This window comes from Cupriavidus sp. GW822-FHT03E04, from assembly GCF_058801495.1.
The window spans coordinates 70,520-84,634 of record NZ_JBXANI010000006.1 but is presented as its reverse complement, the minus strand read 5'-3'; the positions used below and the strand labels follow the sequence as shown (position 1 = coordinate 84,634).

Here is a 14,115-nt window from a genome sequence, read left to right as displayed (position 1 = left end):
CGACTGACGTGGAGAATTGTCGATGAAGCGTTTCCTGATGACATTGCTGGCTGCCGGGTTGCCGATGCTGGCCAGCGCCCAGGCCTATCCGTCCAAGCCCGTGCGGCTGATCGTGCCGTTCCCGGCGGGCGGGCCCGCCGACGTGCTCGGCAGGGTCGTGGGCGAGGGGCTGTCCAAGGCGTGGGGCCAAAGCGTGCTGGTGGAGAACAAGGCGGGCGCGGCCGGCACCATTGGCGTGGAGCAGGCGGCCAAGGCCGCGCCGGATGGCTATACGCTGGCAGTGGTGCCGGTGGGCAATATCGCCGTCAATCCTTCACTGTTCCGCAGCCTGCCGTACAAGGCGCAAGACCTGGTGCCGGTGACGATGCTGGCGACGGCGCAGAACGTGCTGGTGGTCGGTGCCAACGTCCCTGCCGCTTCCCTCGCGGATCTCCTCAAGCTGGCGGCGCAAAAGCCGGGCGAGCTGACCTTTGCCTCGCCCGGGGCCGGCAGCCAGGCGCACCTGGCGGGCGAGTTGCTGCAGCTGGACGCCAAGGTCAAGCTCAACCACATTCCCTACAAGGGCGTGAGCCCGGCCATGACCGACCTGGTCGGGGGCCAGGTGACCATGATGTTCGCGCAGGTCTCGTCGGCGTTGCCGTACGTCAAGGCGGGCAAGCTCCACGCGCTCGGCGTGGCCAGCCAGAAACGCCTGGCGGTGATGCCCGACGTGCCCACCATTGCCGAGCAGGGCTTCCCCAGGTTCGAGGCGGTATCCTGGTATGCGCTGATGGCGCCGGCAGGCACGCCCAGGGAGGTGATCGCCCGCATCAATCACCAGGCGCTTGAAGTCCTGGCGAACCCGGCGCTCAAGGAGAAGCTGGCCACGCTCGGCATGGAGCCCAGCGGCGGCACGCCGCAGGAACTGGCCACCACGATTGAGCAGGACAGCGCGCGCTGGGCCGGCGTGATTCGCAAGCGCCAGATCACGGTGGACTGAGGGCATTGCGAAGCCGCCAGTCTGATCCGCTGCGCCCATAGCAGGCAGCAGGGGGGATCAAGCCGGTGCAGTCCTGGACCCCGCTCGCAACAGGCGACGACGCCTTTACCCCGCCACCAGGTAGTTGCCGCGCAGCTCGGTGACGTCGCAGTTGTGGCCCTCGCCGCCGCGGTCCACCACCAGGAAGCGCGCCGTGCCTTGCGTGACGATCAGCGAGTGATGCCAGGCGCCGCGCTTGTAGTTCACGCCTTGCCTGCCGTTGGTGACGAACACGCGGATGGCCGATTCGTCGATCTGGTCGCCAACGGGCGCCACGACCACCAGGAAGGCGGCCTCGTCCAGGGGCACGAAGGCCTGGCTGCCCAGCGGATGCCGCTCCATGGCGCGGATGCCGAGCGGCAGCGCATAAGGCTGCGCGTCGAAGAAGCTGATCAGCGCCCGGCCGCCCTGCGTGCCGACGTCAACGCTGGCAAGGTCGTCGTAGCGCAGCGTCATGCCGCCATTGATCACCATCGGCGCGCGCCCCTCGCTTTCGATGACATCGCCAAACGGGGCGAATGCGGCTACGGTCAGTGGCTCCACCCGCAGGCGCTCCGGCGCTTGGGATGGCAGTGGGGGCTGGATCGCCTTCTCGTCGGGAGCAGACACGTTTTTCCTTTTTCCTCTTGTCATGGGTAAGAAGTGGCCGGGGAAGGCGCTTGGCCAACCTCCGTGGATCAACTGGTAATACCAGTAGATCCAGTATCCGATTGTCAATGACTGGCGTCAAGACGCTTTTATCACAGGGTTTACGCTGCTTTTCCAGAGAAACGCTGGGACGTATCCTTCGCCATCTCCAAGAAAACAGACTGGTAATACCAGTTGAGATAACAAGCCGAGCCACCTGAGGAGGAAACCGCTGTGTCCCTGACCACCGCCCCATCGCTAGCCCCCGAGCCCGCCGCCGCCCGCGCGGCGGCGGCGCAGGAAAACGCCGTCTACCGCAAGGTTGCGTGGCGCCTGCTGCCGTTCCTGATGCTCTGTTATGTCGTGGCCTACCTGGACCGCGTCAACGTGGGGTTTGCCAAGCTGCATATGCTTGGCGACCTGCAGTTCAGCGAGTCCGCCTACGGGCTGGGCGCAGGCCTGTTCTTCATCGGGTACTTCTTCTTTGAAGTGCCGAGCAATGTGCTGATGCACCGCATCGGCGCCAAGGCGACCATCTCGCGCATCATGATCATGTGGAGCGTGATTTCGGCGGCGATGGTGTTCGTGCAGACCACCACGCAGTTCTACGTGCTGCGCTTCCTGCTCGGCGCGGCCGAGGCTGGCTTTTACCCCGGCATGATCCTGTACCTGACCTACTGGTTCCCGTCGCACCGCCGCGCGCGCATGGTGGCGCTGTTCATGTGCGCGATCCCGGTGTCGGGCATCTTTGGCGGCCCGCTCTCCGGCTTCATCATGGAGTCCATGCAGGGCGTGGCGGGGCTGCGCGGCTGGCAATGGATGTTCCTGATCGAAGCGCTGCCTTCGCTGCTGGTCGGCGTTGCCGTGCTGGCCTACCTGGACAACAACATCCGCTCGGCGCGCTGGCTCACGCAGGGCGAGAAGGACCTGCTGGAGCGCAACATCGCCAACGAGAACGCCACCAAAGGCGGGCACATGACCATGCGGCAGCTGTTCTCGGACCGCCGCATCATCAAGATGGCCTGCATCTGCTTTTGCACGGTGATGGGCCAGTACGGGCTGACGTTCTGGCTGCCGTCCCTGATCCGGCAGGCCGGCGTGAGCGGCGCGCTGAATATCGGCCTGCTGACGGCCATCCCGTTCTCCGTCGCGGTGTGTTCGATGATCCTGGTCAGCCGCAGCTCCGACCGCATGCGCGAGCGCCGCTGGCACCTGATCGTGCCGTTTTGCTGCGGCGCAGCCGGCCTGGCGCTGAGCGCGATCTTCAGCGACAACGTGGTGCTCTCGCTCGCCGCACTGGCGCTCGCCGCGGGCGGCAGCCTGGCCACGTCGCCGTTGTTCTGGAGCCTGCCGACCGCGCTGCTGTCCGGCGCGGGTGCCGCTGCCGGCATCGCCATGATCAACTCGTTTGCCAACCTGGCGGGCTTTGTCAGCCCTTACATGATCGGCCTGATCAAGGACGCGACGCAGAGCACCAACCTGGCCATGTTCGTGCTGGCTGGCGTGCTGCTTTGCGGCGCGGCGCTGACCTATACGGTACCGGCGCGGCTGGTGAACAAGTAAGTCAGGCAGGTATGCGATGGCGCTGCCCGGGGCGTGCTCCGGGCGGGTCGTCGAGTACAATTTGCCGTCAATCCGGCGGCAAGCGCCGGCCTCCATCTTTCACGATCCCGCGCAGGACTTCATCGCACCCAATGGTCACAGCTACCGCCATCTCCGCCAACGCCGCGAACCTGATCCGCGAGTGGATCGAGGGCGGCAAGTATCCGGCCGGATCGCTGTTGCCCTCGCAGCGCGACCTGTCGGAGCAGCTCGGCATCAGCCGCACCTCGCTGCGTGAGGCGTTGTCCACGCTGCAGGGGCTCGGGCTGGTGGTCTCGCGCCCCGGCAAGGGCGTGTACGTGGCCGCCGACGCTGGCGACGGCGCACCACCGCCATGGCGTTTCTCCAAATCGCATTCGCTGACCGATATCTACCAGTTGCGCTTCGCGCTGGAGGGCTTCACCGTGGGGCTGGCCGCGGCGGCGCTGCTGCCGGAAGACATCGACGCCCTGCGCGAGAACACCGAGGCCATGCGGGTGTGCATCGACGCGTCCGACTTCACGCAGGCCGCCCGGCTGGACTTTGATTTTCATATGCGCATCATCGCGATCGCCGGCAACCGCGCCATCGCCGATATCCTGCGCAACAGCACTGACGTCATGCAGGAAAGCCAGCGCTTGCCGTTCTACCAGCGCGGCAGCCGCCATGCCACCTACACCGAGCATTGCGCCATCATCGACGCCTTGGCCGCGGGCGATGCCAGCCTGGCCCAGCGCGCCATGTCGGATCACATCGTCCGGGCGGCCCAGCGCGCCGGCGTGCATTTCCCCGCGGGCAGCCGCGCGGGCGACGAGGCGGCGCCGGGCCATCTCCCCGGCTGAGCGGGCCTTGCGGACGGAGCCGATAAAGGCATCCAGGATTTCTCCTAAAGTTTCTGCGTGCATCGCCGTTATCCAGGCGACGACGCAGGCGGAGTCCACATAAAAAAGGGGAGATGCAGCAATGATGTCATTTGCCAACCTGACCATCCGTACGCGCCTTGGCGTGGGATTCGCGGTGGTTTTGCTCTTGATGGCCGCGGCAATCGCGGCCGGGCTGGACCGCCTGCCTGGTGCGAGCGGCGGCGGCGCGCAGCAGGCCATCGACGGCGCGCGTACCTTGATGTTTACCCTATGGCTTGTCGCGCTTCTGGTTGGCGCCGCCTTCACCTACGGCATTGCGCGCAGTATCGCCGAGCCGCTAGGCGAGGCTGTCTATATCGCCGAGACCGTGGCCTCCGGCGACCTCAGCAAGGAATTCGAAACCGAGCGCAAGGGCGAGTTCGGCCGCTTGCTGGCCGGCATGGGCGAGATGGAGGACATGCTCACGGACCTGGTGACCCGCATCAAGGAATCGACCGATTCCATTTCCGACGCCTCCAAGCAGATCGCCGCCGGCAATGCCGACCTCTCGCAGCGCACGGAGGAGCAGGCCTCGGCGCTGCAGGAAACCGCATCGAGCATGGGCGAGCTGACCGCCATGGTCAGGCAGAATACCGAGCGCGCGCACGCGGCCAATGAACTGGCGGCGAATGCCTCGCATATTGCGCAGCGCGGCGGCACCGTGGTGGGCGAGGTGGTGGAAACCATGCAGGCGATCAGCGCCAGCTCCAAGAAGGTCGTCGACATCATCGACGTGATCGAGGGCATTGCGTTCCAGACCAATATCCTGGCGCTCAATGCCGCCGTGGAAGCGGCGCGCGCGGGCGAGCAAGGGCGCGGCTTTGCCGTGGTGGCCGGCGAGGTGCGCACGCTGGCGCAGCGCAGCGCCGCGGCCGCCAAGGAAATCCGCGGTCTCATCGGCGATTCGGTTGAGCAGGTGCGCAACGGCTCCGCGCGGGTGGAGCATGCCGGCCAGACCATGCGCGAGATCGTGACGGCGTCCAGCCAGGTCACCACCATCCTGGGCGAGATTTCGGTGGCATCGGCGCAGCAGAGCGGCGGCATCGAGCAGGTCAATCAAGCCGTGATGCAAATGGATGCGGTCACGCAGCAGAACGCCGCGCTGGTGGAGCAAGCCGCCGCCGCCGCGTCTGCCCTGGCGGAACAGGCGCACCAGTTGCAGAACGCGGTGGGCGAGTTCAAGCTGGAAGCCACCCCCGACGACGACGCCCCTGGGCAACACCGCTTTGCCGGCACGCTGTAGGGCGCGCACGCCTGATCGCTGGCGGCAGGCCTTGTGATGCGGGCGCGGCTTGCGTGCCGCGTCCTGGTCAAATCGGCTTGTATTTCTTACACGGATGGTGGGCATTTACCGCCATCGTGTTCTTGCCTGTCTCCCTCCGCACTTCATTTTTCCTCCGCGCAAGCATGATGAGCGCCCGATGCGGCGCTTCTCGGCGGCATCCTGCGCCGCAGCCACTATTCTTCAATCGGGCATCGAAGTTGCGAGCCAGTCCATGGCGACAAGCCATTCGCGTGGACTGTTCGTGCTTTTGGCCTTGTTGACGATGTCCTGCCAGGGCCAGCGCGGCCACCGCGGCCAGCGTGGCTACAGCGGCTAATAAAAAGGAGTGCCTGATGACGAAAACCGTGAGAAGCAAACTGCTGTTGGGCGTGATGCTCGCCGGCGGGTTCCTGGTTTCGGCCCAAAGTTCTGCGCAGCCGGACCGCGACTCTGACCGTGGCTACCAATACCGGGGCCAGCCGCAGCCGCACCGGGATGACCGTGGGCGGCCGGGTGACGACCGTGACAACGCGCGTAGCGGGCCGGGCCAGTGGCATAAGGGCGACAGGCTCCCCGCGGAGTACCGTGATCGCCAATATGTGGTGGATGACTGGCGTTCGCACGAACTGCCGAAGCCATCGAAGGGCCACCACTGGGTTGGCATTGGCGCGGATTACTACATGGTCGCGCCAAATGGGGCGATTGTGGATGTGGGCGGACGGCGCTAGAACGTTCTTCCCTGCCTGATCCGGCCTCATACGATCCTGCGGCCGGATTCCGGGTGCGCGCAGGGCATGGATCGATCGCATTCCATGACTACGCGCAACGTCGACGTAATCGGCGTCGTCTAAACTCAATCGGGATACAAGCCTGGAGCCGGCCACGATGGCGGCTCCGGGTGCCGGCTGCGCGCACTTTGAATCGACGTGTCTGACACTTGGTTTTTTGCTGGGGCGTAGCCTGCGTCCGGGCTGGTATCTGGCGCGCGCCGTCATGGGCGCGCCGATGGTTGACGGACGGGGGCTTGCGTGGTTGCACAAGGCGCGGCCCTGTCCGGTTTGTCCCCCACAGAAAAAAGAGGATTAAAGATGTCAACTCGTCGTCATTTCTTGAAAGGCATTCCGATCATCGCGGCGGCCGGCGCGCTGGGTGTCTCCCTGCCAGCCCGGGCGCAGGGAAGCGGCCCGATGGTGGATGAAAAGGACCCGCAGGCGGTCGGCCTTGGCTACAAGGCGGATTCGTCGAAGGTGGACAAGGCCAAGTACCCGAAGCATGACACCAGCCAGCATTGCGGCAACTGCCAGCTCTTCCAGGGCAAGGCGGCGGACGCAAGCGGCGGCTGCCCGCTGTTCGCCGGCAAGCAGGTCGCGACCAAGGGCTGGTGCAGTGCGTGGGTGAAGAAAGCGTGAAGAAAGCTTGATGCAGGTTGATGCAGGTTGATGCAGGTTGATGGAGGCTTGATGCCGTGAAGGCGGCGCTCGCGCGTCTGGGCGCGTGCGCCGCCTTTTTTCGTTCAGGCATCGATCGGCCACTTGGGCCGGCGAATGTGCCGATAGGGCAGGGAGCGCAAATTGAGCGAGACCGAGCCTGGCGCGTCCGCGTAGATGACATGGCGCGCGATCCGCGAGAACGCGGTGTGGAAGTGCTGCGCGGATTTGACGATGATTAGCGTCTTTTCGGACAGCCGGCAGCCGAGCTGCGTGAAGACATCGGTGTCCAGCGCCTGCGCGCGCCGCGTGATCAGCACGATCTCGATGCCATCCGCCTCCACCAGCGCCGCGTTGCCCACCGCCGCCGGCGCGCCCGACAGCCCCGTCATGATCATGTCAGGAACCAGCGCCTTCACGGTGCAAGCCAGGTCGATGGGCTCGCCGGACATCGGGCTGACCTTGCCGCCGATGCGCAGCGCCAGCCGCGTGCCGACGCCGGCACTAAAGGCAATGCGCACAGCGATGGGATCCCACAAGGGGCCCACCGCCACGTTGCCGATGCCACGCGCGCGCAGGCGATGCAGCAGGAACGTGGCATCGCCCGCCGCCCCGCCGCCGGGGTTGTCGGCCGCATCCGCGATCACCACGGGCGCGCCGCCCGGCGCCTTGGCCAATGCCAGCGCCTGGTCGATGGCCGCATCCGGGCCAGGGTAAGCGGGCGTCAGGGTCTCGCGCATGCGGATCAGCTCGTCGGCCAGGCGCCGCGCGAGCCGGTGCGCGGCTGCGCCATCGCCATTCGCGTACACCAGCAGCTTGGTGCCCATGTCTGGCACGTCGCCCCACGGGAAGCCATGTGCCACGGAGACCGAGAGGATGCCGTCGTGTCCCTCCAGTGCGATCAGCCGGTCGACGTAGCTGCGTGCCGGCTCCTGGTTGGTCCGGATGGTGACGACCATCGCGCAGTCGGCCACCGCCGCCACGGGGGCGATGTGGCCCGCCACCTGCGCCGCGCATAGGTCCACCAGCTCCAGCGCTCGCTCGCGGATATCGGTGTGCGGATATTCCTTGTAGGCCACCAGGATGTCGGCATGCGCCACCATGTCATCCGACAGGTGGCAGTGCGGGTCCAGCTCGGCGCCGATCACCACGCCGGGGCCAACCAGCGCGCGCACGCGGGTGAGCAGGTCGCCCTCGCAGTCCGCGTAGCCATCGGCCACCATGGCGCCGTGCAGGCCCAGCACCACCATGTCGACGGGCAGCGCCCGCCGCAGGTCGCCGAGCAGTTCATCGCGCAGCGCCTCATAGGCGTGACGCGTGGTGACGCCGCCGGGCTGCGCGCCCGCGGCCATGCCCTCGATCACCACCCAGCCGCGCGCGCGGCCGCGTTCGCGCGCGGCCCACAGCGGGCCGCTGAACATGGTCATCTCCGGCGGGTGCGTGCCTGCGGGAAAGTAGCCGCGGTCGACGAACGCATCGAGCGCGGTCGGCAGCGGGGCGAAGGTGTTGGTCTCGGTGGCCAGCGAGCCGGTAAAAACGCGCATGATCTGCCGGCCTAGTCCGCGGTGGCGCCAGAGGCCTTGACCACCGCGCCCCATTTGGTGATTTCCGAGCCGACAAACTGGCGCAGCGCCTCGGGCGTGCCGCCGCCCGGCGTCGCCACCATCGCGGCGAGCTTCTCGCGGGTTTCCTTCTCGGCCATGATCGCGTTGACTTCCTTGTTCAGCGTATCGACGATGCTGCCCGGGGTGCCAGCGGGCAGGAAGAGCGCATACCACGACACCACTTCATAGCCCTTCAACCCGCCCGCATCCACGGTGGGGATCTCCGGCGCGAAGGGCTGCGGGCTGGCGCTGGTCACGGCCAGCGCGCGCAGCTTGCCGCTCTTGATCAGGGGCATGACCGATGGCGCCGTATCGAACATCACCTGCACCTGGCCCGCCATCAGGTCGGTCAGCGCCGGCGCGCTGCCCTTGTACTGCACGTGCTCCATCTGGATGCCCGCCATCATCTTGAACAACTCGGCCGACAGGCGCGTGGACGAGCCCGCGCCGGACGACGCGAAGAAGATGCCCTTGGGATGCGCTTTGGCATAGCTGATGAACTCCGCCACCGTCGTGGCCGGCACCGACGGGTTCACCGCCATGATGTTCGGGAAGCGCGTGAGCAGCACCACCGGCGCGAAGTCCTTCTGGAAGTCGAAGGGCAGCTTCTTGTACAGCGAGACATTGATGGTGCTGGCATTGGAGCCTAGCAGGATGGTGTAGCCATCATTGGGCGAGCGCGCCACGCCGGCCGCCGCGATATTGCTGGCCGCGCCAGGACGGTTCTCGACCACGAAGCTCTGCCCGAGCCGTTCCGAAAGCCGGTTGGCCACCAGCCGCGCCACGGCATCGGAGGAGCCGCCGGGCGCGTAACCGACCACGATCTTCACGGGTTTGACCGGGTACGCGGGGTCTTGCGGCGCCGCGCCCGCGGCCTGGTGACAGAGCACGCCCAAGGTTGCGGCTGCCAGGATTGAAGCGAAGGGTTTCATGCTTTGTTTGCTCGAAGGGGATCGTGGTCGCGGATTTGCCGCCCGCACATTATTCGCAATTCCAGTCGTCCGAATCAATGTAAGCTTGCCGGGAAATTGTTGCCTATTTGGCAACGATTGGCGGAGTTTGAGCCAGTCAGGAAACGTGAAACAGGAACGGAACATGGAAGGCGGACTGAGCGCGCGGCGCCTGCAGTATTTCTTCGAAGCGGTCAACACAGGGTCGGTGCGCGGCGCGGCCGAGCGACTGGGCGTGGAGCCGTCGATCGTCAGCCGGCAGATTCAGCTGCTGGAGACCGAGCTAGGCGTGGCGCTGCTGGAGCGCAAAGGCCGGGGCATCGTGCCCACGGAGGTGGCCGCCATCGTGATGGACCATTGCCGCGACCGCCAGGCCAGCGAACAAGCGCTGATGGCCCGGCTCGATGAAGTGAACGGCCTGCAGCGCGGGGATATCCAGCTGGTGGCCAGCGAGGGCTTTGTGGATATCCTGATGAGCGGGGTGGTGGATGCGTTCTGCCGGCAATATCCCGGCATCCGCGTCTCGCTCAAGGTGGCGGGCGCCTCCGACGCCGTGCGCGCGGTGGCGCACGACGACGCGCATATCGGCGTCTTGTTCGGCGCGCCCGCGGATCCCGCCGTTCGCGTGGTCACGGCGCGCACGCATCCGCTGTGCGTGATCGCCTGGCCGGACCATCCGCTTGCGCGGCAGCGCAAACGGCCCGCCCTGAAGGACGTGGCGCGTTATCCGGTGGCGCTGATGGCGCCGGGATTCGGTTTGCGCCAGCTGATCCAGATGGCCGAGCTGTCCGAGAACATTGTTCTCACGCCCAGCTTCGTCGCCAACTCCATCCTCACGCTCAAGCGCTATGTCGAGTGCCGCCTTGGCCTGACCTTCACCTCCTCGAATTCCGTGGTGACGGAAGTCGCCAGGGGCGAGCTGGTGGCGCTGCGCACCACCAACCCCATCTTCGAGGCCGCGCAGTCGCGCCTGATCGTCAGGGCCAACCGGCCGCTGACCAGCGCGGCACGCGGCATGCTTGAGCGCATCGAAGCGTCGCCGTTGTTTGGTGGCGGGCAATGAGGGCCGGCGGGCTGCTCGCAGGCGTGGCCGTGGCTTAGCTCGGCATGGATGCCTGGGACAGGCTCGCCGTGGCTGGCGCCGCGGCGAGCCGTGCCGCGCGGCAAAGCGCGGTGGCTGTCGCAAGGCCCTGGGTCACGACGGCCATTGGCCGGTACAGCGCCGTGGCCAACACCGAAGCCATGCGCTCTTGCGTCAACGGGCCAAATGCGGCAAGGCACCTCTGCAGCGGCGGGGACGTCTCGGCGGCGATCAGGAATGCCAGGATTTCCGTGCCGGCTTCGCCCAGGCCGGCGGCCTGCGCCAAGGCCGTGGCGCGGGGCCAGGCCGGATACGCGGTGATGTAGGCGGGGTCGGCAGCGTAGCGGACGGCTTGCGCAATACCGGGGTCTTGCGCCGCCAATTGCACCCGCCGAGGATCTTGCGCCAGCTCCGCGCGCCGCAGCAGCCGTCTTATCCAATGGCAGACCACGGCGGGAGGCGGCATGTCATTCGTCATATCGGCGCTGGGTGCGGCAGGGAGCATCGGGGTTCCGGTTTGTTGTTTGTTGGTTTGCTTGTCTGTTTATCTATTTTCAGTGCGCCAGTTCCACCCGGCGTTCCGCCTGGCGCCCAAGCCGCACGCTGTGGTCGTGCAACGTGGCCTTCATGCGCCTGAGCGAGGCCGTCAGCGCGTGGCGTTCCTCGGTGCTGAAGGGGGCCACGGAGACGGAGTGGAGCGCCTTCAACCCTTTCCAGACGCGGTCCACCTTGGGCTCGGCGCGCGCGGGAATCAACGGCTGGCCGGCGGGATCGTATGCGATCCAGCCGTCGGCGTGCAAGGCGTCCAGCAGGCTTTCCGAGTGCGCCGCGGATATCGGCATCAGGCCCAGGTAAGGCTCATGGCGAACAAACTCTTCCTGGCGGATAGCGCGCAGCAAGATCCATTTCGGATAGTCGAGTCCAGCATCGCACAGAGTCTGGTCCAGCACGCGCTGCCATTCGCGCACGCTGTCCATCAAAGCAAGAAGTACGGATTCCGTCGGTTCGAGAGCCTTAGGCTGCATTGCTTTATCTCCTGTCTTTCGGGCTTGCCAGACCAGGGGCCGGCGCGTGGCCGGCCCGGGCGGCGCAGGGGATGCGGCGGGCGTCGCCTGCCTTGATTTCCTGCGGAGCAGACATTAGCAGACAACTTCTGCCATGGCGAAGTGCCCCTGCGGGCCGAAAGGTCTGGCAGTGCATTACGCAGCGCAAACCAAGGGAAAATCCCAAGTGGCTTGTCCGGTGCGCATCACGCCGGCGTTCGCGCCGCGAACTTCGGTGCGGTTGCTGGCCGGCGTTGCTTTACAGCTCGATGACAAGGCCCGGATTGAAACCCGGGTTTTCGAGCTTGCCATCCCGTGCGTAGCCGCGCGGGTTGCACACCACGCGGGTGGCGCCCAGGCGATAGTCGAAGCTGTCATGGGTATGCCCATGCACCCAGAGCGCAGGCTGCCATGCCGCGATTTCCTGGCGCAGGTCGGAGACGAAGCTGGCGTTGAGGTGCGAGCCGGCGAACTTGGGGCTGATGCTCAGCGGCGACGGCGCGAAGTGCGTGATGACGACGGTCTGGCCGTCGTGGGGCGCCTGGAACCGCTGCGCCAGCCAGGCCACCGAATCCCTGAACAGCGCCTGCGACGTGGCGGGCGTGAAGCGCTCCTCGAAATCCGGCGCAACGCGGATGCGGGAGAAGTCGCGCATCAGTGACTGGGCGTCGCGCAGGCCATCTTCGCGCTGCTGCGGGGAGGAGAACAAGCGGTAGTCCGACCACAGCGTGCAGCCGAGAAAGCGCACGCCACGGTAATGCCATTCCGAGCGCTCCAGCACCTGTACCTGCGTGCCGGCCGCGCCGGCGCGCAGGGCGTCCATGGTGGTGGCCAGGTCGCTGCCGTAGAACTCGTGGTTGCCAGCCACGTACAGGGTGGGCAGGGTGGCGGCCGCGGCCCATGCCATGGCTTCCCGGGGGCGCCAGATGTCGCCAGCCAGTATCATCACGTCGACATCGGGATTCGGAAAGTCCATCGGATAGACCGAAAGATGCAGGTCCGAAACCAGGCCAATTTTCATGCGTCTCTCCTTGGGGGGCTGGCGATGCCAATTCCGGCGCCATGCCTGGATTGCAATCCATCGCCATTAATCGCCATGAATCGCCATCAACGTCTGCGGGGACCCACAGAGTAATGCAACAGCCGGATTCGCGACATTCACCGGACATTCCCGCGCTGGCAGGCACGGTCGGGCACTACTGCGAAGCCCGGCCCCGGCCTGAACTCCAGCCGCACTTCCAGTGCGTGTGGACCAGTGCCTTGCCAACTGACCACGCCGGTGCGATCGCCGTCGTGCCGGACGGCTGCGTGGATGTGCTCTGGCGCGCCGGCCGGCTGCTGGTGGTCGGGCCTGACATCACCGCGGCCCGGCCGGACCTGACGCCCGGCGTGGTGGTGCTGGGCGCGCGCTTTCAACCGGGCGCGGCGCTGCCCTGGCTGGGCCTGCCCATGTCGGAGATCGTCGGGAGCCAGGTCGAGCTGGCTGATCTGTGGGGCGCGCGTGGGCGGGAATTTGCCGGGAGGATGGAGGAGGCCGCGGCTGCAGGGCGCGAGGTGGAAGTATTCCAGAGCCAACTGGCGCGGACGGCGTTGAGCGTCGACGCCCCGAGCCGCGAGGCGGCAGCCATCTTCGCGCTGGTGCAGGCCAACGCCGGCATGGCGGGCGAGACGATTCCCCTGCTCCTGCGCCGGCTGGGCCTTGGCGAGCGCACGCTGCGGCGCCGCAGCGTCGAGCATTTCGGCTATGGCGCGAAGACGCTGGAGCGGATCCTGCGGTTCCAGCGTGCGCTGTCGCTGGCGCTGGCATCGACGCAGCGGGCAGGCGGCAGGGCAGGCAACCGGGCAGGCAGGGCGGACAGGTCCGACTTTGGGCTTGCCGCGCTCGCGGCGGATGCGGGCTACGCCGACCAGGCCCACCTGAGCCGGGAGATCCAGTCGCTGTGCGGCATGACGGCGTCGGCCCTGCTGCGCCAGTTGTGCGCGCCAAAGGCTTGATTGGCCGTTTTGTTCAAGCTTTGCCACGGCATCCGGGTGAAAATGGTGTTCCTTATCCATCACCAGGGAGTTCGCCATGGGCACCAGAGGTCAGGACCGGCAGATCGACAACATCGAGTTCAACGTCAGCGACATCGCGCGCAGCAAGGCGTTCTATGGCGCAGCCTTTGGCTGGACCTTTACCGACTACGGCCCCGCCTACTGCGAGTTCAGCGATGGCCGGCTGACCGGCGGCTTCACCACCGGCGAAGAGGTCCGCCCCGGCGGGCCGCTCGTGATCCTGTACGCGGATGATCTGGCACGGGCGCAGCAGGGCGTGGAGGCGGCCGGCGGCACCGTGGTCCGGGCGGTCTTCTCGTTCCCGGGCGGGCGGCGTTTCCACTTCCGCGACCCGGACGGCTACGAGCTGGCGGTGTGGTCGGCGGCATAGCGCAGGCGCGTCGCCTGGCGCTGCCTTAGCGGTCTTTTCGGCGGTCAACTCGGCCATTTGCCTATCTGCCGGCGACGCCGTCGCCTGCAGATATTCGCGTTATCCCGTATTGTGTCGGCTTGCCATGCCCTCTCTCGCATCGGGAGGGTGAGCCATGGTGCATGTATCAAACAATCGGGCAGGGCGCCGGCGC

General features: G+C 66.6%; 15 protein-coding genes. 9 read left to right on the top strand and 6 right to left on the bottom strand.

All coding sequences use genetic code 11. The annotated features are described in order from the left end of the window. The first annotated feature begins 22 nt into the window (after positions 1–22). Positions 23–979, top strand: a complete 957-nt coding sequence (locus AC1RQC_RS09610; RefSeq protein WP_492826869.1) for a Bug family tripartite tricarboxylate transporter substrate binding protein — start codon at positions 23–25, stop codon at positions 977–979. A 105-nt stretch (positions 980–1,084) separates the two neighbouring features. Here the strand turns inward: AC1RQC_RS09610 and AC1RQC_RS09605 are convergent, their stop codons facing one another. Then, positions 1,085–1,627, bottom strand: a complete 543-nt coding sequence (locus tag AC1RQC_RS09605) for an ureidoglycolate lyase (RefSeq protein ID WP_492826871.1) — start codon at positions 1,625–1,627, stop codon at positions 1,085–1,087. A gap of 258 nt (positions 1,628–1,885) precedes the next feature. On the opposite strand from AC1RQC_RS09605, the gene AC1RQC_RS09600 reads away from it, so the two are divergent. The 5 genes from AC1RQC_RS09600 (at position 1,886) to AC1RQC_RS09580 (ending at position 6,801) form a co-directional block, all read left to right on the top strand. Continuing rightward, a complete protein-coding gene (locus AC1RQC_RS09600) occupies positions 1,886–3,208 on the top strand; it encodes an MFS transporter (protein ID WP_492372283.1) in 1,323 nt (440 codons plus the stop codon). 131 nt (positions 3,209–3,339) lie between these two features. After that, positions 3,340–4,068: a FadR/GntR family transcriptional regulator gene (locus tag AC1RQC_RS09595; RefSeq protein WP_492883071.1), complete on the top strand. Its 729-nt coding sequence runs from the start codon at positions 3,340–3,342 to the stop codon at positions 4,066–4,068. A 121-nt stretch (positions 4,069–4,189) separates the two neighbouring features. After that, a complete protein-coding gene (locus AC1RQC_RS09590; protein ID WP_492883069.1) occupies positions 4,190–5,371 on the top strand; it encodes a methyl-accepting chemotaxis protein in 1,182 nt (393 codons plus the stop codon). A 374-nt stretch (positions 5,372–5,745) separates the two neighbouring features. Continuing rightward, positions 5,746–6,120 carry an RcnB family protein gene (locus AC1RQC_RS09585; RefSeq protein ID WP_492372252.1) on the top strand — a complete coding sequence of 125 codons (375 nt, stop codon included), beginning with the start codon at positions 5,746–5,748 and terminating at the stop codon, positions 6,118–6,120. Between the two features lie 360 nt (positions 6,121–6,480). Then, the gene (locus tag AC1RQC_RS09580; protein WP_492372251.1) at positions 6,481–6,801 is read left to right on the top strand and encodes a high-potential iron-sulfur protein; all 321 of its coding nucleotides are present in this window, start codon (positions 6,481–6,483) and stop codon (positions 6,799–6,801) included. 104 nt (positions 6,802–6,905) lie between these two features. Here the strand turns inward: AC1RQC_RS09580 and AC1RQC_RS09575 are convergent, their stop codons facing one another. Together AC1RQC_RS09575 and AC1RQC_RS09570 are read right to left on the bottom strand one after the other, a co-directional pair. Beyond that, on the bottom strand, positions 6,906–8,363 hold the full coding sequence (locus AC1RQC_RS09575; protein ID WP_492883067.1) for a M81 family metallopeptidase: 1,458 nt from the start codon (positions 8,361–8,363) through the stop codon (positions 6,906–6,908). A gap of 11 nt (positions 8,364–8,374) precedes the next feature. Continuing rightward, a complete protein-coding gene (locus AC1RQC_RS09570; protein ID WP_183033087.1) occupies positions 8,375–9,355 on the bottom strand; it encodes a tripartite tricarboxylate transporter substrate binding protein in 981 nt (326 codons plus the stop codon). A 163-nt stretch (positions 9,356–9,518) separates the two neighbouring features. Between AC1RQC_RS09570 and AC1RQC_RS09565 the strand changes: the two genes are divergently transcribed. Then, a complete protein-coding gene (locus AC1RQC_RS09565; RefSeq protein WP_492372248.1) occupies positions 9,519–10,436 on the top strand; it encodes a LysR family transcriptional regulator in 918 nt (305 codons plus the stop codon). A 34-nt stretch (positions 10,437–10,470) separates the two neighbouring features. On the opposite strand, the gene AC1RQC_RS09560 is transcribed toward AC1RQC_RS09565, so the two are convergent. The 3 genes from AC1RQC_RS09560 to AC1RQC_RS09550 all read right to left on the bottom strand — a co-directional run bounded on the left by AC1RQC_RS09560 (position 10,471) and on the right by AC1RQC_RS09550 (position 12,518). Further along, entirely contained in the window at positions 10,471–10,959 is a 489-nt protein-coding gene (locus tag AC1RQC_RS09560) for a hypothetical protein (protein ID WP_492372247.1), read from the bottom strand. A 49-nt stretch (positions 10,960–11,008) separates the two neighbouring features. Further along, entirely contained in the window at positions 11,009–11,479 is a 471-nt protein-coding gene (locus AC1RQC_RS09555) for a MarR family transcriptional regulator (protein ID WP_492372246.1), read from the bottom strand. Between the two features lie 277 nt (positions 11,480–11,756). Further along, complete coding sequence (locus tag AC1RQC_RS09550) at positions 11,757–12,518, bottom strand: metallophosphoesterase (RefSeq protein WP_492372245.1); 762 nt, start codon at positions 12,516–12,518, stop codon at positions 11,757–11,759. Positions 12,519–12,664: 146 nt separating this feature from the next. Here AC1RQC_RS09550 and AC1RQC_RS09545 point away from each other — a divergent pair, with 146 nt between their 5' ends. Both AC1RQC_RS09545 and AC1RQC_RS09540 read left to right on the top strand, forming a co-directional pair. Further along, complete coding sequence (locus AC1RQC_RS09545; protein WP_492883293.1) at positions 12,665–13,492, top strand: DUF6597 domain-containing transcriptional factor; 828 nt, start codon at positions 12,665–12,667, stop codon at positions 13,490–13,492. 76 nt (positions 13,493–13,568) lie between these two features. After that, positions 13,569–13,922, top strand: coding sequence for a VOC family protein (locus AC1RQC_RS09540; protein WP_492811217.1), 354 nt, complete (start codon positions 13,569–13,571; stop codon positions 13,920–13,922). Positions 13,923–14,115 lie beyond the last annotated feature (193 nt).